This is a genomic window from Pseudomonas sp. TE31087 (assembly GCF_057284075.1).
On sequence record NZ_JBXVNN010000001.1, the window covers coordinates 1738299 to 1763094 of the forward strand.

The window sequence follows — 24796 nt, forward strand, 5'->3', positions numbered from 1 at the left end:
GGCCCCCAGGCGTCGGAAGCAAAGGCAAACTTTGTTTTCCTTCAGATGCTTAGGACAGCAACATGCGAGTGATTCTAGCAACCGTGGCCGGCTGCCTGCTGGCCACCGCCGCCTTCGGCGCCCAGGCCCGGGCACTGAGCCAGAACGATCGCCAGGTGTGCGGCTGGGGCGCGCAGATCGCCGCCGAGGCGCAGCAGGCCAAGCTTTCCGGCGTCACCCTGTACGCCACGCGCAAGAAGCTCCAGGCGCGCAAGTTCGCCAAGCCGTGGATGCGCATGACGGCCTTCGGCATCACCGAGCAGACCTACAACAGCCGGTCTCGGCTGAAGCCGACGGCGATCAAGCAGACGTATTACGAGCAGTGCGTACAACACGCGATAGCGAAAAGATAAATTCTTTATATTCAATGGCTTATTAACTATATGTAATGTCATGTATCACTATGAGTTGTCATGATTTTCACCCCTCTCAGGCTGCACGGCAGCTTTGTCGCCGGGGGCAAATGACTCGGTAATCGGATGGCAGGGTCTACGCTGAAGGGTTCACGACAACGAGATCCCTGCCCATGCCCTTGCGATTCTGCTCATTGGCCCTTGCCCTGGCCTGTGCCACCGCCCAGGCCGCCGACCCGACGCCCCAGGAACTGTTCAGCCAGGCCCAGGCCGAACAGCCTCATTACCTGGAGACCCTCAAGACCCTGGTGGCAGTGGACACCGGCACCGGCACCGAACCCGGTCTGAAACAGGTCGGCAGCGAACTGGTGAAACGCCTCGAGGCCCTCGGTGCCAAGGTCAGCACCCAGCCGGCCACGCCCTCGGTGGGCGACAATATCGTCGGCACCCTCAAGGGCAGCGGCGACAAGGACTTCCTGCTGATGGTCCACTACGACACGGTGTTCGGCCCCGGCACCGTGGCCAAGCGCCCGTTCCGGATCGATGGGGAACGCGCCTACGGCCCCGGCGTGGCCGACGCCAAGGGCGGCGTGGCGATGATCCTGCATGCGCTGAAACTGCTACAGGACCAGCAGTACAAGGGCTACCGCACCCTCACCGTGCTGTTCAACCCGGACGAGGAGATGGGCTCGGCCGGCTCGCGGCAACTGATCGCCGAGCTGGCGCGCAAGCACGATTTCGTCTTCTCCTACGAGCCGCCGGACAAGGACGCGGTCACCGTCGCCACCAACGGCATCAACCGCCTCAAGCTCGAGGTCAAGGGCCGCGCCTCCCACGCCGGCTCCGCCCCGGAAGCCGGGCGCAACGCGCTGGTGGAGCTGGCGCACCAGTTGCTGCAGTTGAACGACCTCGGCGACAAGGGCAAGGGCACCACCGTCAACTGGACCCTGGCCAAGGCCGGGGAAAAGGCCAATATCATTCCCGCCCAGGCCAGCGCCGAGGCCGACATGCGCTACTCCGACCTGAGCGAGACCGAGCGGGTGCAGGAAGACGCCCTGCGGATCATCAAGAAACAGCTTGTAGCCGATACCCAGGTCGAGCTGGTCGTGGAACAAGGCCGCCCGCCGCTGGCCAGGAACGACGCCTCCACGGAGCTTGCGCAAACGGCACGGCAGCTCTACAGCAAGATCGACCGGCAATTGCAGCCGATCGCCATGCGCTTCGGCACCGACGCCGGCTACGCCTATATGCCCGACAGCGACAAGCCGGCGGTGCTGGAAACGCTGGGTGTGGTCGGCGCCGGCCTGCATGGCGACGACGAGTACATGGAGATCGCCAGCGTGGCGCCACGCTTGTACCTGACGGTGGCGATGATCCGGCACCTGGCGCAGTAAACCTGCATGAATATCCTTTACGACGAACGTGTCGATGGACCGTTGCCAGCCGTGGACAAGCCGGCACTGCTGGCCGCCCTGCGCGAGGCCCTCCCCGATCTGCAGATCCTGCACCGCAGCGAAGACCTCAAGCCCTACGAGTGCGACGGCCTCTCGGCCTACCGTTCGTTGCCGCTGCTGGTGGCGCTGCCCGAGCGCCTGGAGCAGGTGCAGGCGTTAATGCGGCTCTGCCACCAGCGCGGCGTGCCGGTGGTGGCGCGCGGCGCCGGCACCGGCCTGTCCGGCGGCGCCCTGCCGTTGAGCCAGGGCATCCTGCTGGTGATGGCGCGCTTCAACCGCATCCTCGAAGTCAACCCGCAGGGCCGCTTCGCCCGGGTCCAGCCTGGCGTGCGCAACCTGGCGATCTCCCAGGCGGCGGCGCCCCATGGGCTGTACTACGCGCCCGATCCTTCCTCGCAGATCGCCTGCTCGATCGGCGGCAATGTCGCCGAAAATGCCGGTGGCGTGCATTGCCTGAAATACGGCCTGACCGTGCACAACCTGCTCAAGGTGGAGATCCTCACCGTCGAAGGCGAACGCCTGGTACTGGGCAGCGACGCCCTGGACAGCCCCGGTTTCGACCTGCTGGCGTTGTTTACCGGCTCCGAGGGCATGCTCGGCGTCGTCACCGAGGTCACCGTCAAGCTGCTGCCCAGGCCGCAGGTGGCGCGGGTACTGCTGGCCAGTTTCGACAATGTCGAGGACGCCGGGGGCGCGGTGGCCGAGATCATCGGCGCCGGGATCATCCCGGCTGGACTCGAGATGATGGACAACCTGGCGATTCGCGCCGCCGAGGACTTCATCCATGCCGGCTACCCGCTGGACGCGGCGGCGATCCTGCTGTGCGAGCTCGACGGCGTCGAGGCCGACGTGCAGGACGACTGCGCCCGGGTCGATGCCGTGCTACGCAAGGCCGGCGCCCGCGAGGTGCGCCTGGCCTGCGACGAAGCCGAGCGCGTGCGCTTCTGGGCCGGGCGCAAGAATGCCTTCCCGGCGGTGGGGCGCATTTCCCCGGACTACTACTGCATGGATGGCACCATCCCGCGCCGCGAGCTGCCGCGGGTGCTCAAGGGCATCAGCGCGCTTTCCCGGCAGTACGGCCTGCGGGTGGCCAATGTGTTCCATGCCGGCGACGGCAACCTGCACCCGCTGATCCTGTTCGATGCCAACCTGCCCGGTGAACTGGAGCGCGCCGAGGCCATCGGCGGCCAGATCCTCGAACTGTGCGTGGCCGTCGGAGGCAGCATCACTGGCGAACACGGCGTAGGACGGGAGAAGATCAACCAGATGTGCGCGCAGTTCAACAGCGACGAGATCACCCTGTTCCACGCGGTCAAGGCCGCCTTCGACCCACGGGGCCTGCTCAACCCGGGCAAGAACATCCCCACCCTGCAGCGCTGCGCCGAGTTCGGCGCGCTGCATGTACACCACGGGCAACTGCCCTTCCCCGACCTGGAGCGTTTCTGATGGACAGGGACCTCGGCCAGGACCTGCTGGAGCAGGTCAACCAGGCGCTGGACCGGCGCACCCCGCTGCGCATCCAGGGCGGCAACAGCAAGGCCATGCTCGGTCGCCCGGTGACCGGGCAGGTCATCGACACCCGTGGCCACCGCGGCATCGTCGGCTACGACCCCACCGAGCTGGTGCTCACCGCCCGCGCCGGCACGCCCCTGCGGGAGGTCGAGGCGACGCTGCACGAGGCCGGGCAGATGCTGGCCTGCGAGCCACCGCACCTGGGCCCCGAGGCGACGCTGGGCGGCATGGTCGCGGCCGGGCTGTCGGGGCCACGCCGGCCCTGGGCCGGGTCGGTGCGTGACTATGTCCTCGGCACCCGGCTGATCACCGGCCACGGCAAGCTCCTGCGCTTTGGTGGTGAGGTGATGAAGAATGTCGCCGGCTACGACGTGTCGCGGCTGATGGCGGGCAGCTTCGGCTGCCTGGGGCTGCTCACCGAGGTGTCGCTCAAGGTGCTGCCGCAACCGCGCCAATGCCTGGGCCTGCGCCTGGAGATGAGCACGCAGCAGGCACTCGCCGCACTCGCCGAATGGGGCCGACAAGCGCTGCCAGTCAGCGCCGCCTGCCATGACGGCGAGGCGCTGCATCTGCGCCTGGAGGGCGGCGAAGGTTCGGTGCGCTCGGCCCGTGAGCGCCTGGGTGGTGAAGCGTTCGACACAGGCTTCTGGCAAGACCTGCGCGAGCAGCGCCTGGCGTTCTTCACCGCACCCGCAACGCTGTGGCGGCTGTCCCTGCCCATGGCCTGCGGTGCACTCGAACTGCCGGGACAGCAGTTGATCGACTGGGGTGGCGCCCAGCGCTGGCTCAAGTCCGACGCCCCGACGTCCGTCATCCGGGCATTGGCGGCCGAGGCCGGCGGTCACGCCACCGCCTACGCGCCCGGCGACGACAGCAGCGCCCCGCTCGGTCCGCTGATGCTGCGCTATCACCAGGCGCTGAAACGCCAACTCGATCCCCAGGGTGTGTTCAACCCTGGCCGCCTGTACGCGCACTTGTGAGGCCACGGCATGCAAACCCACCTGAGCGAATCCGCCCGCCAGTTGCCCCGCGCCGACGAGGCCGAACGCATCCTGCGTTCCTGCGTGCACTGCGGGTTCTGCACCGCCACCTGCCCCACCTACCAGCTGCTCGGCGATGAACTGGACGGGCCTCGCGGGCGCATCTACCTGATCAAGCAGGTGCTCGAAGGCGAACCGGCGGGCACCAGCACCCAGGCGCACCTGGACCGCTGCCTGAGCTGCCGCAACTGTGAGACCACCTGCCCGTCGGGGGTGGAATACCACAACCTGCTCGACATCGGCCGCGCCGTGGTCGATCGGCAGGTCCCCCGGCCGCCGGGGCAACGCCTGCTGCGCGCGGGCCTGCGCGCCGTGGTGCCGAGGCCGGGCGCATTCAAGGCGCTTGTGCGCGCCGGGCAGGCCCTGTATCCCCTGCTCCCGGCCAGCCTCAAGGACAAGCTGCCGGCGCAGGTCGTCACCCCGGGCCAACGTCCGATGCCGCGCCACACCCGTCGCGTGCTGCTGCTCGAAGGCTGCGTGCAGCAGGCACTTTCACCCAACACCAATGCCGCCGCCACTCGCCTGCTCGACCGGCTAGGCATCAGCGTCGAGCCGATCCACCAGGCCGGTTGCTGCGGCGCCGTGGACTATCACCTGGATGCCCAGGCACGAGGCCTCGACCGCGCCCGACGCAACATCGACGCCTGGTGGCCGGCCATCGAGGCCGGCGCCGAGGCCATCGTGCAAACCGCCAGCGGCTGCGGCGCCTTTGTCCGCGACTATGGCCACCTGCTTCAACAAGACCCACGCTACGCCGCCAAGGCCGCTCGGGTCAGCGCCCTGTCTCGTGACCTGGTACAGGTGCTGCAGGCCGAGCCACTGGAGCATTTGGGTCTATGCGCCGAGCAGCGCCTGGCATTCCACTGCCCCTGCACCCTGCAGCACGCCCTCAAGCTTGGCGGCGCGGTGGAAGGTCTGCTGGCCCGGCTGGGCTTTCATCTCACCCAGGTGCCGGATAGCCACTTGTGCTGCGGCTCGGCCGGCACCTATTCACTGACCCAGCCGCAGCTGGCGCGCCAGCTGCGCGACAACCGCCTCAATGCCCTGGAAAGCGACAACCCACTGGTCATCGCCACTGCCAACATCGGCTGCCAGCTGCACCTCGGCGGCGCCGGTCGCACGCCGGTACGGCACTGGATCGAAATCGTCGAGGCGGCACTTGAGCCCGGCGCTGTCGAGGCCGCGGAAATTGTGCCCCGCACCTGACGCGGATCAAGGCGATGTTCAACCTGGTGCCTGTAATTTCGGAACCCTCCTACCGAAAGTACGGAAGCTTCTAGATTGTTGCCCCACCCTCGGCAAAACATCATCAGGACTGGAGACGTGACCGCCGCCCCGGCGCGGCCAACCCCATCCAGACGAGGCCATGCCATGCCCACAAATGCTCATCGCCCTACCCGCGAACTGCGCCACACCCTGCGTCAACTGTTGGCCCACGAGGTCAGCAACCCCGACGACAACCCGCACCTGTCCGGGGTGCGGTTCTTCTGCGCCACCGATGAACACACCCGCCAGCTGATCGAGCGTGTCGAGCTGCTCGCCAGCGAAGCCTTCTTCGATGCCAAGGGCCGCGCCATCCCCGCGCGCATGCGCGAAGCAGCGGTGGATGGCGTGTGCATCCAACAGAAACGCAAGGCCTGCGAGGACGAGACGGTGATCCGCATCGCATTGCCGGAAAAAGGCTACATCACCATCAGTACCGCTCGCCTGTGAACACGCCGTCCGCCCTGCAGAAAATCAATAGCCCAAGCCTTTCGGCTGCGTGGGAGCGGGCTTGCCCCGCGATGGCGTAGGTCCAGACAGCATCGTTGCCTGTACTTATGCCATCGCGGGGCAAGCCCGCTCCCACGCTGGTGATGCTGGAAACGCAAATCCCTGTTCGACAGCGCAGTCACCTACAGGGCCCCTTGCAGCTTTGTCGATAAAACCCGAAGCTTTTACACCCCCTGCGCTTCGGACCCCCTGCCCCGATGGAACTGCACATCCGCCTCGAAGGCCGCAAAGGCCTGGCCGACCAGCTCTACCAGCAACTGCGCGCCGGCATCGACAGCGGCCACCTGGCGGCCGGCACCCAACTGCCACCCACGCGCCTTTTGGCCGAGCAGCTGGGGGTTTCGCGCAAGACCGTGGCCGAAGCCTACTCGCGCCTGACCTACGACAACCTGCTCAGTGGCGTGGTCGGTCGCGGCACCTTCATCACCCCGCGCCACACGCCGCGCCAGAGCGACAGCGACAACATCCCCCTGGCCGCCGCCGAAACCCTCGAACGCTGGCGCCAGCGCGCCACGGTATTGGGCCAACGGGCGCTGGACGCGCCGTCGCGCTACGACTTCATCGGCGGCGCCTCGAGCAAGGCGCAGTTCCCCTACGACCACTGGCGCAGTTGCATGAACTACGCCCTGCGCCGCAGCCAGCGCCACCCCGACCGACAGTTTTCCGCCCAGGGCCTGCCCGAGCTGCGCGAGGCCATCGCCCACCAGATTGCCTTCACCCGCGGCATCCAGTGCACCGCAAGTGACGTGCTGGTATGCAACGGCGCCCAGCAGGCCCTGGACCTGATCGCCCGGGTACTGGTCGAACCCGGCTGCAAGGTGGCCATGGAGGACCCGGGCTACCCACCGGCGCGCCAACTGTTCCTGGCCCTGGGCGCGCGCCTGCAGTCGGTGGCGGTGGACGACCAGGGGCTGTGCGTCGAGCAGATCGAGGACGGCACCCGGCTGATCTACGTGACACCCTCGCACCAGTTTCCGCTTGGCATGCCCATGGCCGAGCCGCGGCGCCAGGCGCTGCTGGCGCGGGCTGTCGAGCTCGGCGCGCTGATCATCGAGGACGACTACGACTGCGAGTTCCGCTACCAGGGGCCAGCCGCCGAAGCCTTGCAGCGCCTGGATCGACATGGCCTGGTGGCCTATGTCGGAACCTTCTCCAAGACCCTGCTGCCGGAGTTGCGCCTGGGCTACGCGGTGCTGCCACCGGCCGTGCTGCAGGCCGCCTGCGTGGCCAAGCACCTGAGCGACTGGCACAGCCCGACCTTGCAGCAATGGGCCCTGGCCCGCTTCATCAGCGAAGGTCACCTGAACAAGCACATCCGTCGTTGCCATGAGGTGTACAGCGCCCGCCGCGAGCGGATCCTGGCACGCCTGGGCGGCGACCTGGCGCCCTGGTTCGACACGGTGCCGGCCAGCGCCGGCTTTCACCTGAGCGCGCTGGCCAAGCCCGGGGTGGATATCGAGCTGTTGATCAACCTGGCGCGCAAGGTGGAAGTCGGCCTCTACTCGCTGGCCCCGTTCTTCAGCGAAGCGCCGGTCAGGCCGGGACTGCTGTTCGGTTTCGGTGCCATCGAACTGCTGGACATCGACCCGGCGCTGGACCGGGTCGGTGACACCCTGCAGCGCCTCAGTTGAGCGCTGCCTCAGCGACTCGTCCCTCACGGGCGATGGCCCGGGCATAGCCTTTCGGAGCGAAACGCACGGTCACCAGCAGCATCGCCAGCACGGTGCAGGCCAGCAGGGTCCAGGAGGCCTGGAAGTCGCCGCTGACATCACGCAACCAGCCGGTGACGTACGGCACGATACCGGTGACGATGAAACCTACGCCCTGGACGAAAGCCGCCAGGCTGCCGGCTTCGCCGGGCGTGCGCAGGTGCTCCAGGGTCAGCGTCAGGCTGAGGCTGAAGCACGCGCCCAGGCCCAGGCCGATCAGCGCCACCCACAGGCCCATGGCGCTGGCTGGCGCCAGCAGCAGGCCAAGGAAGCCCGCCAATTGGATCAGCAAGGCCAGCCACAGGCCCGGCCGCCGATCAACCAGACGCCGCAGCAGCAACGGCAGGCCCAGGGCACCGCAGACCTGGAAGATGGTCATCAGGCCAACCAGCTCGCCGCCGCCCTGGGCCGTGCCGCCGTGCTCGAGGTGATAGGCCGGCAACCAGGCCACCATGCTCGTATAGCCACCGTTGATCAGCCCGAAATAGAGCGCAAGCAGCCAGGCCCGGCGGTTGCCGAACCAATGGCCGCCCCCGCCACCGGCCAGGCTGGGTGCATCCTGGCGCGGGCGCAGGACGGTCCACGCCACGATCGCCAGCAGCGCCGGCAACGCCCACAGGCCAAGGCCGAACTGCCAATGGCCGAAGTGCGCGGTGATCGATGGGCCAAGCACCGCCGCCAGGCCACCGCCGCTCATCAACGCCGCCGAATACAGCCCCATGGTCGCCGCCAGGCGGCCGGGGAACCAGCGGTTGACCAGCCCCGGCATCATGCCCTGCACCACGGCGGCACCCAGGCCTGCGACCACCGCACTTACGATCAGCGCCCAGGCGCTGTCCAGCTGCAGGCGCCACAGGCACGCCAGGGCGATGGCCGCCAGCCCCGCCAGCATGCCGCCATGCTCGCTCAGCCAGCGCCGCAGCCAGGGTTGCAGAAGCGGTACCAGGCCCATGCACAGCACCGGCAACGCGGTCAGCAGCGCCGCCTGCTGGTAGCCCAGGCCGGTGCTCTGGCGCATCGGTTCGAGCAGTGGGCCAATGCTGGTAAGAATCGGCCGCAGGTTCAACGCCAGCAGCACCACCAGCAACAGGTTCAACGCGCCCCTCATGCTTCGCCGGCCTGCTGCCATTCAAGGTACAGGCCGCTTTCACCCGCCGGTTTCAGCGGGCGCAGGGGCAGGCTCTGCTGCTGTGGCGGGCGGGCCATCTGCGCATACACTGCGGCGGTGGACAACCCATAGGGCTCGCCCTCGTCGTTGTCGTAGGCGAACCAGGCGCGCTCGATGCCGCACAGGTGCATGGCGGCCAGGCACATCGGGCACGGATGGCCGCTGGCGTAGATCTCGGCACCGTCCAGGCGCGCCCGGCCAAGCACCTGGGCGGCCTGGCGGATGGCCTGCATCTCGGCGTGGCTGGTGGGGTCCTGGGTGCTGTGGATCTGGTTGACGGCACGGGCGATCACCTGCCCCTGGTGGACCAGCACGGCGCCGAAGGGGCGGCCACCGGCCTGGATATTGGCGCGGGCAAGCTCAAGGGCCTCGCGCATGAATCGATCTGCGGACATGAAACGGTTCTCAGGTGAAGACCTGCCCATTATCCCGCCTCGGCCGCCCTGGCAGAAATGAAGAGATTGGATGCCTGTCAGTGCCCATCCGAATGACGGATTGGCCTCCTGGCAAAGCGCGGGATTGGCTATTCGGCGCGGCGCGAACTGGCCCTAAGGTAATGCCACTTTCCTCTTGTCGAACTGGAGCCTCACCATGCATGACCGTATCGAATGGGCCAAACACTCGCCGGAAGCCTACAAGGCCATGATCGGCCTCGAGCAGGCGCTGGTCGCCTCGGGCCTTGAGCATTCACTGCTCGAGCTGATCCGCCTGCGCGCCTCGCAGATCAATGGCTGCGCCTACTGCGTCAACATGCACGCCAACGATGCGCGCAAGGCTGGTGAAACCGAAGCACGCCTGCAGACCCTGAGCGTCTGGCGCGAGACCCGCTACTTCAGCGAGCGGGAGCGGGCGGCCCTGGCCTGGGTCGAAAGCCTGACCCGCCTGGCCGAGCGCGGCGCGCCGCAGGACGAGTACCAGGCGCTGCTGGAGCACTTCAGCGCCAAGGAGGTCGCCAACCTGACCCTGGCCATCGCCACCATCAATGCCTGGAACCGCTTCGGCGTGGGCTTTGCCATGGTGCCGGCATAACAACTCAAGGCGCCTGCAACGGTACCGCCCGGGCCAACTGTTCACGCAACCACTGATGCGCAGGATCGCGGTGCACCCGCTCCGGCCACAGCATCAGCATCTCGAAGCCCGGCACCACCAAGGGCGCCTCCACCACCCTGAGGGCCGGGTTCCCGGCCACCAGGCGCGGCGGCAGCATGGCCACCAGGTCGCTGTCGACCAGCATCGCCGCAAGCCCCGAGAAGCGCGGTACCGACAGCACCACATTGCGTGCCAGGCCCTGCTCGGCCAGGGCGTCGTCGGTGGGCCCCGTGAAACCTCCACCATCGGGCGAGACGATGATTTGTGGCGTGATGCGCCCATCCCGTTCCGGCGGCAGAACGGTGGGGATTATGTGATTCCGGCGTTGACCCTGCGGCCAGAGCTTGCGCCTGGCCGGGATGGATTGGGCGTGCATGTTGCCGACTAGGCGGATACCAGGTGTCCGCCACAACCCTTGCAGCGCCTGTCAGATCGAGCGCCGCCCGCGCGGCGCATCGCGGCACAAGGCCGCTCCCACATCTGTTTCGGGCCAGTCAATCCTGTGCTCTTACCTGGTCCGCCTTGTTGGTCCGACGCAATTTCAGCGTGGGCATTACTGTCGCCTCACCTGTCTCAAGACATGCGCCAAGGCGGGCAACCATGGCCTGACAGGTTCGGCACGTTGCAACAAATAATGAAATGGCTACCCCCGCCCCACCCTGTGTCAGCCCTCTAAGCTTTCACAGGGTGCCTATCGGAGTGCAACGCCATGAACACTGTCGCCATCATCGCCATCGACCTGGGAAAGTTGAGCTTCCATGTACACGCTCAGGATGATCGGGGTCATGAGCTCTATCACCGCAGGTTCAACCGTGAGTCACTCATCCGCCACCTTGCCAATCTTGCGCCCTGCACGGTGGCGATGGAGGCCTGTGGTGGCTCTCATTTCATGGCGCGAGAGGTGACGAGACAGGGTCATACGCCCAAACTTATTCCCGCACAGTTCGTTCGCCCCTACGTGAAAAGCAACAAGAATGACTTTGCCGATGCTGCCGCTATCGGTGAGGCGGCAACCCGCGATCAGATGCGCTTCGTGCCTCCCAAAACCGAGGCCCAGCAGGCGCTGGCGATGCTCAATTCACTGCGCGACAGCTTCATCAGAGACCGTACTGCCACCATGAACCGCATCCACGCTTATTTGCTCGAGGTGGGGGTCAGTTTGGCACCCACCTTCAAGGCGGTCCGGGAGCTCCCCATTCTGCTGGACGACAGTACCTTCTCACCGTTGATCAAGAAGCTGTTGCTGGACCTACATGCCCACTTCCGCTATCTCGATGATCGGATCAAGGCTCTGGACAAGGAAGTGCATGCCAGGCCGTTAGCGATGATCTTGCTTCCCGTTTGATGTCGATACCTTGTATTGGCCCGATCACCGCTACCGCCCTGGCTGCGGAATTGGGTGATGGTAAGCAGTTCCGCTGTGGGCGAAATTATTCAGCCTCCATAGGCCTGGTTCCCAGGCAGCACACGACAGGCGGCAAACCTTGCCTGGGGCGAATCAGCAAGCGGGGCGACGGCAATCAGCGACGACTGCTGATCCAGTGCGCGAGGGTCTATCTGATTGGGCTGGAGCGCAAAACCGGCAAGCTGGCGGACTGGGTACGTGGCTTGCTACGTGTTCACCACCCCAACCTGGTGGTGTGCGCTATCGCCAACAAACTGGCCCGAATCGCCTGGGCCATCACGGCACACCACAGCGAATTTGATGCAGGGTCAAGCGCCATGAACGCTTGACCCTGCAGACACACGAGTAACAACCCACCTGGTTTTGCGATGCTGCACACAGATGACGTGAACGGTATACCGGCCTGGCGATCAACCTGAGCTCCTACTCGGCTTCAGAAGCCGAACAAATATCTAGGCTCGTCGGGCGCGATTTTCATCGAGGCGCGGGACCAACCTCCCACACGACGCCGTATAGATTGACGCAAACCAAACTCACGCACATCTCAGTACAGTATTGCAGAAATGGGGGTAACCATAGATGTAGGAGCGGCCTTGTGCCGCGATGCGCCGCGCGGGCGGCGCTCGATCTCATAGGCGCCACAACCCTGTCGGCGAACACCATCGACCACTGCACTGACACAATTATTTTCACCGTATTGATAAATGAAATATTTCATGTCATGTTCTTCTCCGTACCCAGGCCCCTCCCAAGCAAGGCCCTGGACGGTACGCCCCACCCACCGGAGTCAAGAACATGAACAAGACAGGACTTCTCGGCGCGCTGGCACTCTGTGCCTGCAGCGCCTTCGCCCAGGCCGACGACGCCAGCCTGCGCATCGGCATCGAGGCCGCCTACCCGCCCTTCTCCTACCGCACCCCTGAAGGCGAGCTCGCCGGCTTCGACTACGACATCGGCAATGCCCTCTGTGCACAGATGCAGGTCAGGTGCCAGTGGGTGATCCAGGAGTTCGACGGCATGATCCCGTCGCTGAAGGTGCGCAAGATCGACGCGGTGCTGTCGTCGATGTCGATCACCGAGGATCGCTTGAAGTCGGTCGACTTCACCGACAAGTACTACCAGACCCCCGGCAAGTTCGCGATGAAGGCCGGCAGCCGGCTCGACACCCCGGCGGTGGACCTCAAGGGCCGCAAGGTCGGGGTGCAGCGCTCGTCCACCTATGACCGCTTCGCCACCGAGCAACTGGAGCCGGCGGGGGTCGAGATCGTGCGCTACGCCTCGCAGAACGAAGCCTTCCTCGACCTGGTGTCCGGGCGCCTGGATGCCACCCTCGCCGATATCGTCAACACCGAGGAGAGCTTCATCAAGACCCCGGCCGGCCAGGGCTTCGCCCTGGTCGGCCCGGACATCGCCGACCCGCACTACTTCGGCCGCGGCGCCGGCATCGCCGTGCGCAAGGGCGACAGCGCCAACCTGGCGCGGCTCAACGCCGCCATCGCCGCGATCCGCGCCAATGGCACCTACCAGCAGGTGCAGCGCAAGTACTTCCCGTTCGACATCTACGGCCAATAGCGCAGGCTGACGAGGGTTTTCATCATGCTTCACGGCTACGGATCGAGCATTCTCGATGGCGCCTGGCTGAGCATCCACCTGGCCCTGCTGGCGATGGCACTGGCCATCGGCCTGGGCCTGTTCGGTGCGGCCTGTCGCCTGTCCCCCCTGAAATGGCTGGCGGTACCGGGCGAGGTCTACACCACGGTGGTGCGCGGTATTCCCGACCTGGTCCTGATCCTGCTGGTGTTCTATGGCGGCCAGGACCTGGTCAACCGCCTGGCGCTGGCACTGGGTTACGAGCAGTACATCGACATCAATCCCTTCGTCGCCGGGGTCTGCACCTTGGGCTTCATCTTCGGTGCCTACCTCTCGGAGACCTTTCGCGGCGCCTTCCTGGCCATCCCCAAAGGCCAGGCCGAGGCCGGTATGGCCTACGGCATGAGCACCCTGCAGGTGTTCCGGCGGATCAGCCTGCCGCAGATGGTGCGCCTGGCGCTGCCGGGCTTCACCAACAACTGGCTGGTGCTGACCAAGTCCACCGCGCTGATCTCGGTGATCGGTCTGCAGGACATGATGTTCAAGGCCAAGAACGCCGCCGACGCCACCCACCAGCCGTTCACCTTCTTCCTCGCCGTGGCGGCGCTGTACCTGCTGCTGACCAGTGCCTCGCTGCTGCTGTTGCGCGGCGTGGAGAAACGTTACTCGGTCGGCTTCAAAGCCGCCGAGCTCTAGGGGATCTGCCCGATGACACTCGACTATCCGCTGATCTGGCAGAACCTGCCGTTGTACCTGAACGGCATCGCCCTGACCCTCAAGGTGCTGTTGATCTCGCTGGCCTGCGGCCTGGCCCTGGCGATCCCGCTGGGGTTGATGCGGGTCTCGCGCGCGTGCCTGCTGCGCTACCCCGCCTGGCTCTACACCTATGTGATCCGCGGCACGCCGATGCTGGTGCAGCTGTTCCTGATCTACTACGGGCTGGCCCAGTTCGAGGCGGTGCGCCAGAGCCCGTTGTGGCCCTACCTGTCCAGCGCCACGTTCTGCACCTGCCTGGCGTTCGCCATCAACACCAGCGCCTACAGCGCCGAGTTGCTGGCCGGGAGCCTGCGCGCCACGCCGCGTGGCGAGGTGGAGGCGGCCCGCGCCATGGGCATGTCGAGGCTGACGCTGTACCGGCGCATCCTGCTGCCCTCGGCCTTGCGCCGCACCTTGCCGCAGTACGGCAACGAGGTGCTGATGATGCTGCAGACCACCAGCCTGGCCTCGATCGTCACCCTGGTCGACATCACCGGCGCGGCAAAGACCTTCAATGCGCGCTACTACCTGCCGTTCGAGGCCTTCATCACCGCCGGGCTGATCTACCTGGTCCTGACCTTCCTGCTGGTGCGCCTGTTCAAGCTGGCCGAGCGCCACTGGCTGGCCTACCTCGCCCCCCGCAAGCACTAAGGAGCTTCCATGCAGCACATCGACCATATCCTGCCCTGGAGCGCCTGCGGCACCCAACGCTCGCTGCGCGTGCTGCGCTTTGGCAGCGGCCCGCGCAAGGCCTATATCCAGGCCTCGTTGCACGCCGACGAGCTGCCGGGGATGCGTGTGGCCATAGAGCTCAAGCGCCGCCTGCTCGAACTCGAGGAGCAAGGCCGGCTGGCGGCGGTGATCGAACTGGTGCCACTGGCCAACCCGATCGGCATCGGCCAGATGTTCCAGGCCACCCACCAGGGCCGTTTCGAGTTCAACAGCGGCAAGAATTTCAATCGCGATTTCCCGGCGCTGACCGAAGCGCTGGCCGCCCACCTGGAAGGCCGCCTGGGCAGCGATGGCCAGGCCAACGTGGCAACCATCCGCCGGGCCATGCTCGAGCTTCTTGACGAACTGCCCGCGCCCGACTCGGAGCTCGACGGCCTGCGCCGCCTGCTGCTGCGCCACGCCTGCAACGCCGACCTGGTGCTGGACCTGCACTGCGATTTCGAATCGGTGATGCTGCTGTACGCCATGCCGCAGCACTGGAGCCAGCTGCGCCCGCTCGCCGCCCGCCTCGGCGCGCAAGTGGCGCTGCTGGCCGAAGGCGCCGGTGGCGATGCCTTCGATGAAGCCTGCGCGGCGCCGTGGCTGCACCTGCGCGAATACTTCCCCGAGGCCGAGATTCCCCTGGCCTGCGTGGCGACCACCATCGAGTTGCGCGGCATGGCCGACACCGAACGCGAGCAGTGCCAGGCCAGCGCCGAGCAGATCCTCGGCTACCTCGCCGACCAGGGCCTGATCAGCGGCCCGTGGCCGGCCGCGCCGGAACACTGCTGCCAACCCACGCCCTTCGCCGGCGCGCAGTATGCCTACGCCGAGCACCCGGGGGTGGTCAGCTACCTGCAGCCGCTGGGCGCGCAGGTGCGGATCGGCGATCCGCTGTTCGAAGTGCTCGATCCGCTCAGCGACCGCCACAGCGTGGTCAGGGCCACCACCGACGGCATCCTCTATGCCCGCGAACGCCTGCGTTTCGCCCAGCCCGGCCTGTGGCTGGCCAAGGTCGCCGGCAGCACCTCCATCCGCCAAGGTCGCTTGCTCAGCGACTGACCCCTGCGAGTACCGACTGATGAACAAACTGCAAATCCACGACCTGCACAAAAGCTACGGCAACCACCAGGTGCTCAAGGGCGTTTCGCTGCAGGCCGACGCCGGTGATGTGATCAGCATCATCGGCTCCAGCGGCTCGGGCAAGAGCACCTTCCTGCGCTGCATCAACCTGCTCGAGCAACCCAATGCCGGGCAGATCCTGGTCAACGGTGAACAGCTCAAGCTGCGCGAGTGCGCCCGCGGCGGGCTGCGCGCGGCAGACCCGCGCCAACTGCAGCGCCTGCGCTCTCGGTTGAGCATGGTCTTCCAGCACTTCAACCTGTGGTCGCACATGAGCGCCCTGGACAACGTCATGGAAGCCCCGGTGCACGTGCTCGGCATCAACCGCAAGGAGGCCCGGGACAAGGCCGAGCACTACCTGGCCAAGGTCGGTGTCGGCCATCGCCGCGACGCCTACCCGGCGCACATGTCCGGTGGCGAGCAGCAACGGGTGGCGATTGCCCGGGCCCTGGCCATGGAGCCCGAGGTGATGCTGTTCGACGAGCCGACCTCGGCGCTCGACCCGGAGCTGGTCGGCGAGGTGCTCAAGGTCATGCAGGACCTGGCCCAGGAAGGCCGCACCATGGTCGTGGTCACCCACGAGATGGGTTTTGCCCGCGAGGTGTCCAACCAGCTGCTGTTCCTCCACCAGGGCCAGGCCGAGGAGCGCGGCGACCCACGCGAAGTGCTGGCCCGGCCGCAGTCCGAACGCCTGCGCCAGTTCCTCGCCGGCAGCCTGAAGTAAGCGCCAGGGCGCTCAACGGCTCCGCCGCCGGGCGCCTTGGGATACACTACCGGCAACTTTCAGGGAGCGTCGCGCCGGATGTCGAGCCATACCAAGAACACCACCGTCTACGCCTCCGCGGTCATGCGCAAGCTGTCGCAGAGCCTGGGCGAACTGCCGCCGTCCCTGCGCAAGGTCGCCGATTACATCCTGCGCCACCCGCTGAAGGCCGCGACCCTGACCATCGAGGAGATGGCCCAGGCCACCGCCACCTCGCCGGCCGCGGTCAACCGCTTGGCCAAGGCCCTGGACCTGGGCGGCTACAGCGGCATGAAAGCCGAGCTGGTGGCGACCCTGCAACAGATGGTCTCGCCGGTGGACAAGCTGCGCAACGAACTGGCCCAGCGCCCGGGTGGCGAGTTCGGCCTGCATGAGCAGATCCAGAGCGCCAGCAGCAACCTGGCGACCACCGCTAGCAACAACCAGGCCGACGCCTTCGAGGCCTTCGTCGGCTGCCTGCTCGAGGCGCGCAAGGTCTATGTGCTGGGGTTCGGCAACAGCGTCTACCTGGCGGGCCTCGCCGCCTCGACCCTGGTGCCGTTCTGCAAGGACACCTGCGCCATCAGCATGGAAGGCGGCAACGAGAACGCCGCCTACCGCCTGGCCGCGATCACCGAACAGGACGTGCTGCTGGCCATCGCCCTGCCACGTTACTCCCAGGACACCCTGCAGCTGTCGCGCTTCGCCCATGAGCGCAAGGCCACCGTGCTGGCCATCACCGACTCCCCGGCCTCGCCGCTGGCGCCGCTGGCCCGTCACGTGCTGTATGCCACCGCCGATCATCCGGTGCTGACCAGCTCCAACATCGCCGTGCTGGCGTTGATCGAGGGCCTGGTGGCCGGGGTCATGGCGCGCAACAAGGAGGCGGTGAAACTGGCCACCGAACTCACCGAAAGCGTGATGTCGTATCTGCATGTGCCAGGTGACAAGTTCAGCAGAAAGTAGGTGCGCCAGACAGCTGGGTAGATCCCCGTGAATTTACTCCGCTCTCCCTGAGCAGCCTTCGGCACTCAATCGGGGCAACAGGTAATCGAGCAACGCCCGTACCTTGGGCAACCCCTCCCGCCTTTTCAGCCAGACCAGATTCATCGGCAATCCCTGCGAGGTGAGCTGCGGCAACACCTCGACCAGCGTGCCGCACTCGATATGCGTTCGGGTCAGCCAGGTCGGCAGCTGGCCAATGCCCAGGCCCGCCAGGACCGTGTCGAGCATGCCTTCGCCATCGCCGATGGCCAGGTGTGGCTGGACGATCCGCTGCCTGATCTCGCCCGGCAACCCACCGCCCAGGTACCACGGCGTGACCAGACCTGCGGCCTCGCCATAGCCGATGCACAGGTGGCGCTCCAGGGCTTGCTCGTCCTGTGGCGTGCCATGTTGCGCCAGGTAGTCGGGCGAAGCGCAGAACGCCAGGCGCTGGGCACCGAAATACCGGTGCCCCAGGGCCGCAGGCCAGGCTTGCGCGCCGCCGATGCGCACCAGGATGTCCACGCCCTCCTGCACCGGGTCGATGTAGCGGTCGGAAAACGACACATGCGGTTGCAACCGCGGATGCGCCCGGGTGAACGCCACGATCAGCGGCAACACATGCAGTCGGCCAAAGGCGGCCGGCAGATCGATGCGTACCTTGCCGTGGGGGGTGTCGCTTTCGGCGAAGATGGCCTGCTCGGCCTCTTCCAGATCGGCCAGCACGCTGGTGCAGGTCTTGTAGAACAGCGCGCCCGCCTCGGTCAGCGACAGCCTGCGGGTAGTGCGGTTGAACAATCGTGCCCCCAGGCGCGCCTCCAGCCGCGCCACCCCCTTGCTTACCGCCGAGCCACTGAGGCTCAGGCGCCCGGCGGCAGCGCTGAAGCTGCCCATCTCGGCCACCGCGACGAAGACGTCGATTCCCTTCAACCGTTCGGATGCGTACATCAGCCACTCCATTGATGACGAAAATTCCGCTACCGGCGGAATTTATCGCCCAGATCAATCCTGGGTTCTCCAATAGGCTACGGCAAAAAGCAAGGTGGGCCCAAGCGTCTACCTGCCCCCTTCACCTGCCCAGGGACCTGGACCATGACCATTGAAACGCAACCTGCACAGCACACGGAAACCGGCCGCTTGCTACCGGTGGCCACCGCGGTGTTCCTCGGCCTGATGACCATGGGCATGCCGCTGGCCAGCGTGCCGCTGTGGGTCCATGGGCAGTTGGGCTACGGCATGCTCATGGTGGGGTGCGTCATGGGCGTCGAGTCGCTGGCCACCCTGCTCACCCGTCATTTCGCCGGGACCGCCGCGGATCGTCGCGGCCCGAAACGGGCGGTGGTTCTGGGTCTGCTGGGCAGCGCGGTCTCCGGCCTCTGCTACCTGCTGGCCGCGCAACTGCAGGACACCCCTGCGGCCAGCCTGGCGGCCGTCATCGCCGGGCGAATCGCCATGGGCTTTGCCCAGAGCCTGCTGTTTACCGGTGGCAGTACCTGGCCGATCGCCCTGTTCGGCGCAGAGCAGGCCGGCAAGGCGCTGTCCTGGATCGGCATCGCCATGTTCGCCGGCATCGCCTGCGGCGCGGCGGTGGCAGCGCAGCTGGGTGAAGTCGCAAGCTTTGCCTGGGTGTCGGCGGTGACGGCGATCATTCCGCTGTTCGGCCTGCTCGTTGCACTGCGCACGCCGGCGGCCCGCCTCGTCCATGCGTCGGGCGCGTCGATGCCCCTGGCGGCGCTGCTGGCCCGGATCTGGCGCCCCGGCCTGGTGTTCGCGCTGGCAACCGTGGGCTATGTGTCGGTGTCGTCGTTCATCACCCTTACCTACGCACACCATCAGTGGAACGGCGCCGGCTATGCCCTCGCGGCGTTCGGCGCCGGTTACGTCTGCGCCCGCCTGTTGTTCGGCGCTCGGGTGGACAGCACTGCGGGGCCGGACATGGCCTTGTCGATGCTGGCCATTGAGGCCATCGGCCAGTTGCTGCTGTGGCTGGCGGCGAGCCCCGCCCAGGCGATGCTGGGGGCGGCACTGAGCGGCTTCGGTGTGTCGATGATCTATCCCTTGCTGGCGCTGGTGGCGCTGCGTGCGGTGCCATTGCACAGCCTGGGGCTGGCCATCGGTTTCTATGACGCCTGCTTCGATATTTCCATCGGCCTGACGGCACCGCTGGCCGGCCTGCTCGCCCGCCAGCAGGAGGTACCCGCGGTATTCCTGATCGGCGTGCTGGCCTCGCTGGTGGCGATGCTGGCCGCGCTTTGCGCCTATCGTCACGTGGTCGATGGTCCCCGGGGCAGTTGCTCGCGCAACCACCCGGCTTGACCCCTCTACTGCCACTCGCTGGACAGATTGGGCGGCAAAGATTCCTCGACGGAACGACTGATTTCCAACGGGATACAGTCCTGTTGCGGAAACTCATCTGGAATTGTCACAGGCTGCAACCACGAGGCCTTCTTGTCAGCGTTCCAGCCCACACGTTCCTCGAGCTTGGGCGCTATAAGCACCTTACTTCGTTGCGCATCCGTATAGACAACAAGCTCGTCACTTGCAACTCCCTTGCAACTGTTCCTTGCATTGAAGTCAGCAAAATGCGCAATCCGATAGATGGAGTTACGACTCTGCTCTTCATCATTAATCCAAGCGTGGATCATCAGTGCAAAAAAAGCTGTGCCGCCGCACTGATTATGATAGTTACAATAATCGCAACACCATCCCTGGAGCCTGAAAAACTATCGCGCCCCAGCCAAGCGACTATAATCAGGAGCACAGAAATTGCCACAACAAACCAAAAAAACATCCCAAGCGTCTGAAGCGCGGTCACCGCCAACAACGTCATCGGGAAAACCGAAGCATCCACATGAAATATGTCATTGATGGCGATGGCCGCATTGGATTTCGCCAAGAACGCCACATACGAAAAAATCGCCAGCCAGGCCACGAGTGACGCACGCAGTTCTACCAGGTTTCTCAGGACGGTCGTTTCCAATGTCGCGATGAAAACATAGACTCCCAAGAACACGAACACTGCCATCAGACCAAAACCAAGATCCGGATGCCCTTCGTTAACCGACATGAATGCAGCGAAAAGACTCAGAGCAGCAATACAGGAGATCACCAATAAGATGCGCCTGATTACACTAATTTTTCGCCCCTCGAAATCAATATTATCAGCCCGTAGAGCTCTTTCGATTTTTTCCATGGCGTTACGCTTTCCCTCTACTCGGCTGCACCTTGTATCGCTGAGACATTGGCAACTAACGCTTCAAGACCTTACTGATATCCACCAGCTTCTTCCCATTGCTTTTGGCGAGTTCGTACATTTCGATCACCAGCCTATTAACCTCTTCAATCAGTTCGATCCGCTCGCTCTTTGAAGTACTTTTTTTGATGGAATTCAGGCGATTGGTGATAATGCGCTTTCTGCCCAGCAGGCTGTAGTCATTCACGCTACCGTAAATCTCCAAGTAGTCATAGCTCGGAAATTTTTCGGCAATTTCAGAAATATTTACTCCACTCTCCAAAAGTTGATTCATTTCCTTGAGATCATGGGCGGCAATTGTCATTTGGTTCACGTTTCCTTACAAGAATGAAGTCTGCGCTCGCTGAGACAGACAGACGATTGTCAACAACTGCAGGAAGGTGACATTCTTTAGCCATCATTACAACCTCGGGCCGCGATATCGGAGGAGAAACGGATTTACCTATGACGCGCCCGGCTTCGCGGGTGCTCGCGGACAAACCCGCTCCTGCAGGTCCGCGCCGCTCAGTCCTTGAGCTTCGCCGCCAACTGCCGGACCCGCTCGAGGTCGGCCTTGGCCACCTTGGCCAGGCCGGTGCCGTAGTCCGCATCCGCCTTGTAGAAGAACGACAGCATGATGTAGCGGCTCTGCTCGTCCGCCGTCGCCAGGGCCTGGCCGAGGCTGTTGATCAGGTCGGTCTGGTCCTTCTTGCCGTAGGAACGGAACAGCTCGCCCGCCTGCTTGAAGTTCTGCTCGCGCTGGATCTTCGCCTGCTGGGTGCTGCCGCTCAGCGGGGTCTGCACGTACCGCGCGTCGGCCTGCTCGTCACGCGGCTGGCGGCGGCTCGGCTGGTAGTTCACGCCGCTGTCGGTGTGCCCGGCGTTCATCGCGCCATCCTGGTTGACGGTGTTGACCTCAGCCCGCGGGCGGTTCACCGGCAGGCTCAGGCCATTGGCGCCGACCCGGTACATCTGGGTATCGGCGTAGGCGAACAGGCGCCCCTGGAGCAGGCGATCCTCGGACGGTTCGATACCCGGTACCAGGTTCGACGGCGCCATGGCCACCTGCTCGGTCTCCTGGAAGAAGTTGTCGACGTTGCGCTCGAGCACCATCTGGCCGATCTTGCGCTCCGGCACGTCGGGCCAGATCTTGGTTGCGTCCAGCGGGTCGAAGTCGAACTTGGCCAGCTCCTCGGGCTTGAGCACCTGGATGTACAGGTCCCATTTCGGCAGCTTGCCCTGGTTGATCGCGCTGACCAGGTCGTGGGTCATGTGGCTATAGTCGCGGCCCTGGACCTGGGCGGCCTGTTTCGGGTCGAGGTTCTTCTGCCCTTGCAGACTCTTCCAGTGGAACTTCACGTAGTGCACCTGGCCCTTGGCGTTGACCAGCTTGTAGGCGTGCACGCTGTTGCCGTCCATCTCGCGGTAGCTGGCCGGCGTGCCTTCGTTGGAGTACAGCAGGGTCAGGGTGCGGGTGGCTTCCGGTACATGGGAGAAGAAATCGAAGCGGCGCGAATCGTCATCGAGGTTGCTGCGCGGGTCCGGCTTGAAGGCGTGGACCATGTCCGGGAACTTGATCGCGTCGCGGATGAAGAAGGTTGGGAAGTTGTTGCCGACCAGGTCCCAGTTGCCATCAGCAGTGTAGAACTTGGTGGCGAAACCGCGCGGATCACGCAGGGTTTCCGGCGAGTGGTTGCCGTGCACCACCGAGGAAAAGCGCACGAATACCGGGGTCTTCTCGCCGGGGCGGAACACCTTGGCCATGCTCAGGTCGCTGATGTCGGCACTGGCGGTGAACTGGCCATGGGCGCCGGTGCCGCGGGCGTGCACCACGCGCTCGGGGATGCGTTCGCGGTCGAATCGCTGCAGCTTCTGCAGCAGTTGCACGTCCTGCAACAGCACCGAGCCGTTGGGGCCGGCTGTCTGCGAGTTCTGGTTGTCGCCGACCGGCGCGCCGTTGTCACGGGTCAGGGTGGCGGCCTGCACGGATAGCGACAGCAGACTGGCGGCGAGGCTGCCCGCCACCAGCAGGCGACCGGGTTGGAACAGCTTGAGCAAAGGGATCATGGGGTACTCCTAAGGGTTCTTTCAGGCGTCTTGATGCGCCTCGAAAAGGGTAAGGAGCCCGTGACCGATCACTAAATTGATCCTGCTCATCAGTGCAATTGGTAATTTCAATCCTGTTTTTTATTCATGAATGCTATAGGCAAGCAGAGCTGTCCTGCATTGAGCCCTAGAAATCCACCTTTCCGCGCCCCGCCTTGATCGTCCCACGCCTGGACTTCGAATCGAGGCGGCGGGTCTTTGAACCGAGGGTCGGCTTGGTCGGCCGGCGCTTCTTCTCGACCTTGCCGGCGCCGATGATCAGCTCGGCCAGACGCTCCAGCGCATCGATGCGGTTCTGTTCCTGGGTACGGTACTGCTGGGCCTTGATGATCAACACGCCGTCACCGGTAATGCGGCTGTCGCGCAGCGCCAGCAGCCGCTCCTTGTAGAACGCGGGCAGCGACGAGGCCGGGATGTCGAAGCGCAGGTGCACGGCGCTGGAGACCTTGTTGACGTTCTGCCCGCCGGCGCCCTGGGCACGGATGTAGGTCAGTTCGATCTCGGCATCCGGCAGATGCACGTTGTTGGAGATGGTCAGCATGGTGCGCCTCTTGTGATAGCGCGGCCATTATCGCATCTCCTTGGCGCCCTGGGGTGTCAGGCCTGCGCCATGCGCCGCCGGTACTGCCTGGCGCGCACGGCGTCGGTCCATTGCTGGCGCAGCAGCGCCCACAATGGAGATACCCTGGGCTCGGGCGCCTTGGCCTCGCTCAGCCTGCGCAGCTGGAACTTGACCATGGCCATGTTGCCCAGCGAAGCCAGCGCCTTGTTCTTCCAGGTGATCGGGCGTAGTTCCGGCACCACCGTCTCCCCCGCCTGCCACGCACGGGGCAAGGCCGGCACGATGGCCAGGGCGGTGCCGATACCGACCATCTCGACGCCGCTCTGCACCACGTGCTCGGCGACCGGTCGACGGCGGATACCGCCGGTGACCATCACCGGCATCTTCGCCACCGTGCGGATGTCCTGGGCGAACTCCAGGAAGTACGCTTCACGCGCAAGCGTGCGGCCATCCCGGGCCTGGCCCTGCATCGCCGGCGCCTCATAGCTGCCACCGGACAGTTCCACCAGGTCGACCGCCAGCTCATTGAGCAGGCGCACCACCTGCCGGGCATCGTCAGCGCTGAAGCCGCCACGCTGGAAGTCCGCCGAGTTGAGCTTGACCGCCACGGCGAAGCCGGGCGACACCACCGCGCGCACCGCCTTGACGATCTCCAGCAGCAGCCGCGCGCGGTTGTCCAGGGAGCCGCCCCACTGGTCGGTGCGCTGGTTGCTCAGCGGCGAAAGGAACTGGCTGAGCAGGTAGCCATGGGCCGCGTGGATCTGCACGCCGCTGAAGCCTGCCTGCTCGGCAAGCCGCGCGGAGTTGGCGAAGCGCCGGATCACCTCGTCGATTACCTCGGCAGGCATCGCCCGCGGGGTGGAGAAATGCCTGGACATGTTGCCCAGGTCCAGCGCCACGGCCGAGGGCGCCCAGGTCTGCTGCCCGAGGCTCGCCGGCATCTGCCGTCCGGGGTGGTTGATCTGCAACCAGAACTGCGCACCCTTCGAGCGGCCAACGGCGGCCCACTGGCGAAAACGCGCCAGGTGTCGGTCATCCTCCAGCACCACGCCGCCGGGGCCGGTCATGGCGCGCTGGTCGACCATGACGTTGCCGCTGATGAGCAGACCGGCGCCGCCCTGCGCCCAAGCCTGGTACAGGCGCATCAGGCGGTCCGAAGGCGCATGGTCGGCATCGGCCATGTTTTCCTCCATGGCGGCCTTGGCGATGCGGTTGGGGACGACCGCGCCATTGGGCAGGGTCAGGGAGGAGAACACGTCCATCGGCAATACCTCGAGAAAGTGGCGTTGCGCAGACGTTAGCCTTGAAGTCAACTTTAAGGTCAAGCCCTGAATTGTCGAAAATTTGATCATTGACTCTCAAGTTGGGTTGAACGTTAGGGTGATTGCGCAGTGACTGCCCTTACCCACCCCTGGAGATACCGCACCGTGAAACTCGCAAGCACAACCG

The 24796-nt window shown here is 65.3% G+C and carries 24 protein-coding genes and 3 pseudogenes; 17 read left to right on the forward strand and 10 right to left on the reverse strand.

Annotated features, from left to right (window positions below; translation table 11 throughout):
• The first annotated feature begins 62 nt into the window (after nt 1-62).
• The 7 genes from ACZ899_RS08000 (at nt 63) to pdxR (ending at nt 7802) form a co-directional block, all read left to right on the forward strand.
• Nucleotides 63-392, forward strand: a complete 330-nt coding sequence (locus ACZ899_RS08000; protein ID WP_203646959.1) for a hypothetical protein — start codon at nt 63-65, stop codon at nt 390-392.
• Between the two features lie 173 nt (nt 393-565).
• Nucleotides 566-1786: a M20/M25/M40 family metallo-hydrolase gene (locus ACZ899_RS08005; RefSeq protein WP_234561033.1), complete on the forward strand. Its 1221-nt coding sequence runs from the start codon at nt 566-568 to the stop codon at nt 1784-1786.
• Nucleotides 1787-1792: 6 nt separating this feature from the next.
• Nucleotides 1793-3292 carry a glycolate oxidase subunit GlcD gene (gene glcD / locus ACZ899_RS08010; protein WP_234561032.1) on the forward strand — a complete coding sequence of 500 codons (1500 nt, stop codon included), beginning with the start codon at nt 1793-1795 and terminating at the stop codon, nt 3290-3292.
• Nucleotides 3292-4338 carry a glycolate oxidase subunit GlcE gene (gene glcE / locus ACZ899_RS08015; protein WP_234561031.1) on the forward strand — a complete coding sequence of 349 codons (1047 nt, stop codon included), beginning with the start codon at nt 3292-3294 and terminating at the stop codon, nt 4336-4338. Before glcD ends, glcE begins: the two co-directional genes overlap by 1 nt.
• Nucleotides 4339-4347: 9 nt before the next feature.
• Nucleotides 4348-5604, forward strand: coding sequence for a glycolate oxidase subunit GlcF (gene glcF / locus ACZ899_RS08020; protein ID WP_234561030.1), 1257 nt, complete (start codon nt 4348-4350; stop codon nt 5602-5604).
• Nucleotides 5605-5769: 165 nt separating this feature from the next.
• On the forward strand, nt 5770-6111 hold the full coding sequence (locus ACZ899_RS08025; protein WP_110738654.1) for a hypothetical protein: 342 nt from the start codon (nt 5770-5772) through the stop codon (nt 6109-6111).
• 257 nt (nt 6112-6368) lie between these two features.
• Complete coding sequence (pdxR, locus tag ACZ899_RS08030) at nt 6369-7802, forward strand: MocR-like pyridoxine biosynthesis transcription factor PdxR (RefSeq protein ID WP_232855355.1); 1434 nt, start codon at nt 6369-6371, stop codon at nt 7800-7802.
• Here pdxR and ACZ899_RS08035 read toward each other — a convergent pair.
• Together ACZ899_RS08035 and ACZ899_RS08040 are read right to left on the reverse strand one after the other, a co-directional pair.
• Nucleotides 7795-8988 (reverse strand): cyanate transporter, encoded by a 1194-nt coding sequence (locus ACZ899_RS08035; protein ID WP_234561029.1) that lies wholly within the window; start codon nt 8986-8988, stop codon nt 7795-7797. The two genes, pdxR and ACZ899_RS08035, sit on opposite strands and share 8 nt — an antisense overlap.
• Nucleotides 8985-9443, reverse strand: a complete 459-nt coding sequence (locus ACZ899_RS08040) for a nucleoside deaminase (protein WP_234561028.1) — start codon at nt 9441-9443, stop codon at nt 8985-8987. The genes ACZ899_RS08035 and ACZ899_RS08040 overlap by 4 nt, the downstream gene beginning before the upstream one ends.
• A gap of 196 nt (nt 9444-9639) precedes the next feature.
• Between ACZ899_RS08040 and ACZ899_RS08045 the strand changes: the two genes are divergently transcribed.
• Nucleotides 9640-10077, forward strand: a complete 438-nt coding sequence (locus tag ACZ899_RS08045; protein WP_062364339.1) for a carboxymuconolactone decarboxylase family protein — start codon at nt 9640-9642, stop codon at nt 10075-10077.
• A gap of 4 nt (nt 10078-10081) precedes the next feature.
• On the opposite strand, the pseudogene ACZ899_RS08050 reads toward ACZ899_RS08045, so the two are convergent.
• Nucleotides 10082-10396: pseudogene (locus ACZ899_RS08050) on the reverse strand (LysR substrate-binding domain-containing protein); the annotation flags it as partial.
• On the opposite strand from ACZ899_RS08050, the pseudogene ACZ899_RS08055 reads away from it, so the two are divergent.
• Nucleotides 10388-10525: pseudogene (locus ACZ899_RS08055) on the forward strand (NAD(P)H-dependent oxidoreductase); the annotation flags it as partial. The pseudogenes ACZ899_RS08050 and ACZ899_RS08055 sit on opposite strands and share 9 nt — an antisense overlap.
• 321 nt (nt 10526-10846) lie before the next feature.
• Nucleotides 10847-11871 (forward strand): annotated as a pseudogene (locus ACZ899_RS08060) (IS110 family RNA-guided transposase).
• A gap of 215 nt (nt 11872-12086) precedes the next feature.
• On the opposite strand, the gene ACZ899_RS08065 reads toward ACZ899_RS08060, so the two are convergent.
• Entirely contained in the window at nt 12087-12260 is a 174-nt protein-coding gene (locus tag ACZ899_RS08065; protein WP_485627551.1) for a hypothetical protein, read from the reverse strand.
• Between the two features lie 77 nt (nt 12261-12337).
• On the opposite strand from ACZ899_RS08065, the gene ACZ899_RS08070 reads away from it, so the two are divergent.
• From ACZ899_RS08070 to ACZ899_RS08095, 6 genes are all read left to right on the forward strand, one after another.
• Nucleotides 12338-13114, forward strand: coding sequence for an ABC transporter substrate-binding protein (locus ACZ899_RS08070; protein WP_234562294.1), 777 nt, complete (start codon nt 12338-12340; stop codon nt 13112-13114).
• A gap of 24 nt (nt 13115-13138) precedes the next feature.
• Complete coding sequence (locus ACZ899_RS08075) at nt 13139-13828, forward strand: ABC transporter permease (RefSeq protein ID WP_234562295.1); 690 nt, start codon at nt 13139-13141, stop codon at nt 13826-13828.
• A 12-nt stretch (nt 13829-13840) separates the two neighbouring features.
• Nucleotides 13841-14539 carry an ABC transporter permease gene (locus tag ACZ899_RS08080; protein ID WP_186714582.1) on the forward strand — a complete coding sequence of 233 codons (699 nt, stop codon included), beginning with the start codon at nt 13841-13843 and terminating at the stop codon, nt 14537-14539.
• A 9-nt stretch (nt 14540-14548) separates the two neighbouring features.
• Complete coding sequence (locus ACZ899_RS08085; protein WP_234562296.1) at nt 14549-15661, forward strand: succinylglutamate desuccinylase/aspartoacylase family protein; 1113 nt, start codon at nt 14549-14551, stop codon at nt 15659-15661.
• Nucleotides 15662-15680: 19 nt separating this feature from the next.
• Nucleotides 15681-16445 (forward strand): ABC transporter ATP-binding protein, encoded by a 765-nt coding sequence (locus ACZ899_RS08090; protein WP_234562297.1) that lies wholly within the window; start codon nt 15681-15683, stop codon nt 16443-16445.
• 78 nt (nt 16446-16523) lie between these two features.
• Entirely contained in the window at nt 16524-17429 is a 906-nt protein-coding gene (locus tag ACZ899_RS08095; protein ID WP_234562298.1) for a MurR/RpiR family transcriptional regulator, read from the forward strand.
• Nucleotides 17430-17462: 33 nt separating this feature from the next.
• Here ACZ899_RS08095 and ACZ899_RS08100 read toward each other — a convergent pair whose 3' ends face one another.
• A complete protein-coding gene (locus tag ACZ899_RS08100) occupies nt 17463-18395 on the reverse strand; it encodes a LysR family transcriptional regulator (RefSeq protein ID WP_232855361.1) in 933 nt (310 codons plus the stop codon).
• A 144-nt stretch (nt 18396-18539) separates the two neighbouring features.
• Between ACZ899_RS08100 and ACZ899_RS08105 the strand changes: the two genes are divergently transcribed.
• A complete protein-coding gene (locus ACZ899_RS08105) occupies nt 18540-19763 on the forward strand; it encodes an MFS transporter (protein ID WP_234562299.1) in 1224 nt (407 codons plus the stop codon).
• A gap of 328 nt (nt 19764-20091) precedes the next feature.
• Here ACZ899_RS08105 and ACZ899_RS08110 read toward each other — a convergent pair whose 3' ends face one another.
• The 5 genes from ACZ899_RS08110 to ACZ899_RS08130 all read right to left on the reverse strand — a co-directional run bounded on the left by ACZ899_RS08110 (nt 20092) and on the right by ACZ899_RS08130 (nt 24609).
• Nucleotides 20092-20640, reverse strand: coding sequence for a hypothetical protein (locus ACZ899_RS08110; RefSeq protein WP_234562300.1), 549 nt, complete (start codon nt 20638-20640; stop codon nt 20092-20094).
• Between the two features lie 55 nt (nt 20641-20695).
• Nucleotides 20696-21004, reverse strand: a complete 309-nt coding sequence (locus ACZ899_RS08115) for a hypothetical protein (RefSeq protein WP_234562301.1) — start codon at nt 21002-21004, stop codon at nt 20696-20698.
• 200 nt (nt 21005-21204) lie between these two features.
• The gene (katB, locus tag ACZ899_RS08120; RefSeq protein WP_234562302.1) at nt 21205-22746 is read right to left on the reverse strand and encodes a catalase KatB; all 1542 of its coding nucleotides are present in this window, start codon (nt 22744-22746) and stop codon (nt 21205-21207) included.
• A gap of 166 nt (nt 22747-22912) precedes the next feature.
• Nucleotides 22913-23326 (reverse strand): alternative ribosome rescue aminoacyl-tRNA hydrolase ArfB, encoded by a 414-nt coding sequence (arfB, locus tag ACZ899_RS08125; protein ID WP_050705520.1) that lies wholly within the window; start codon nt 23324-23326, stop codon nt 22913-22915.
• A 56-nt stretch (nt 23327-23382) separates the two neighbouring features.
• Nucleotides 23383-24609: an NADH:flavin oxidoreductase/NADH oxidase family protein gene (locus ACZ899_RS08130; RefSeq protein ID WP_234562303.1), complete on the reverse strand. Its 1227-nt coding sequence runs from the start codon at nt 24607-24609 to the stop codon at nt 23383-23385.
• Between the last annotated feature and the right edge of the window lie 187 nt (nt 24610-24796).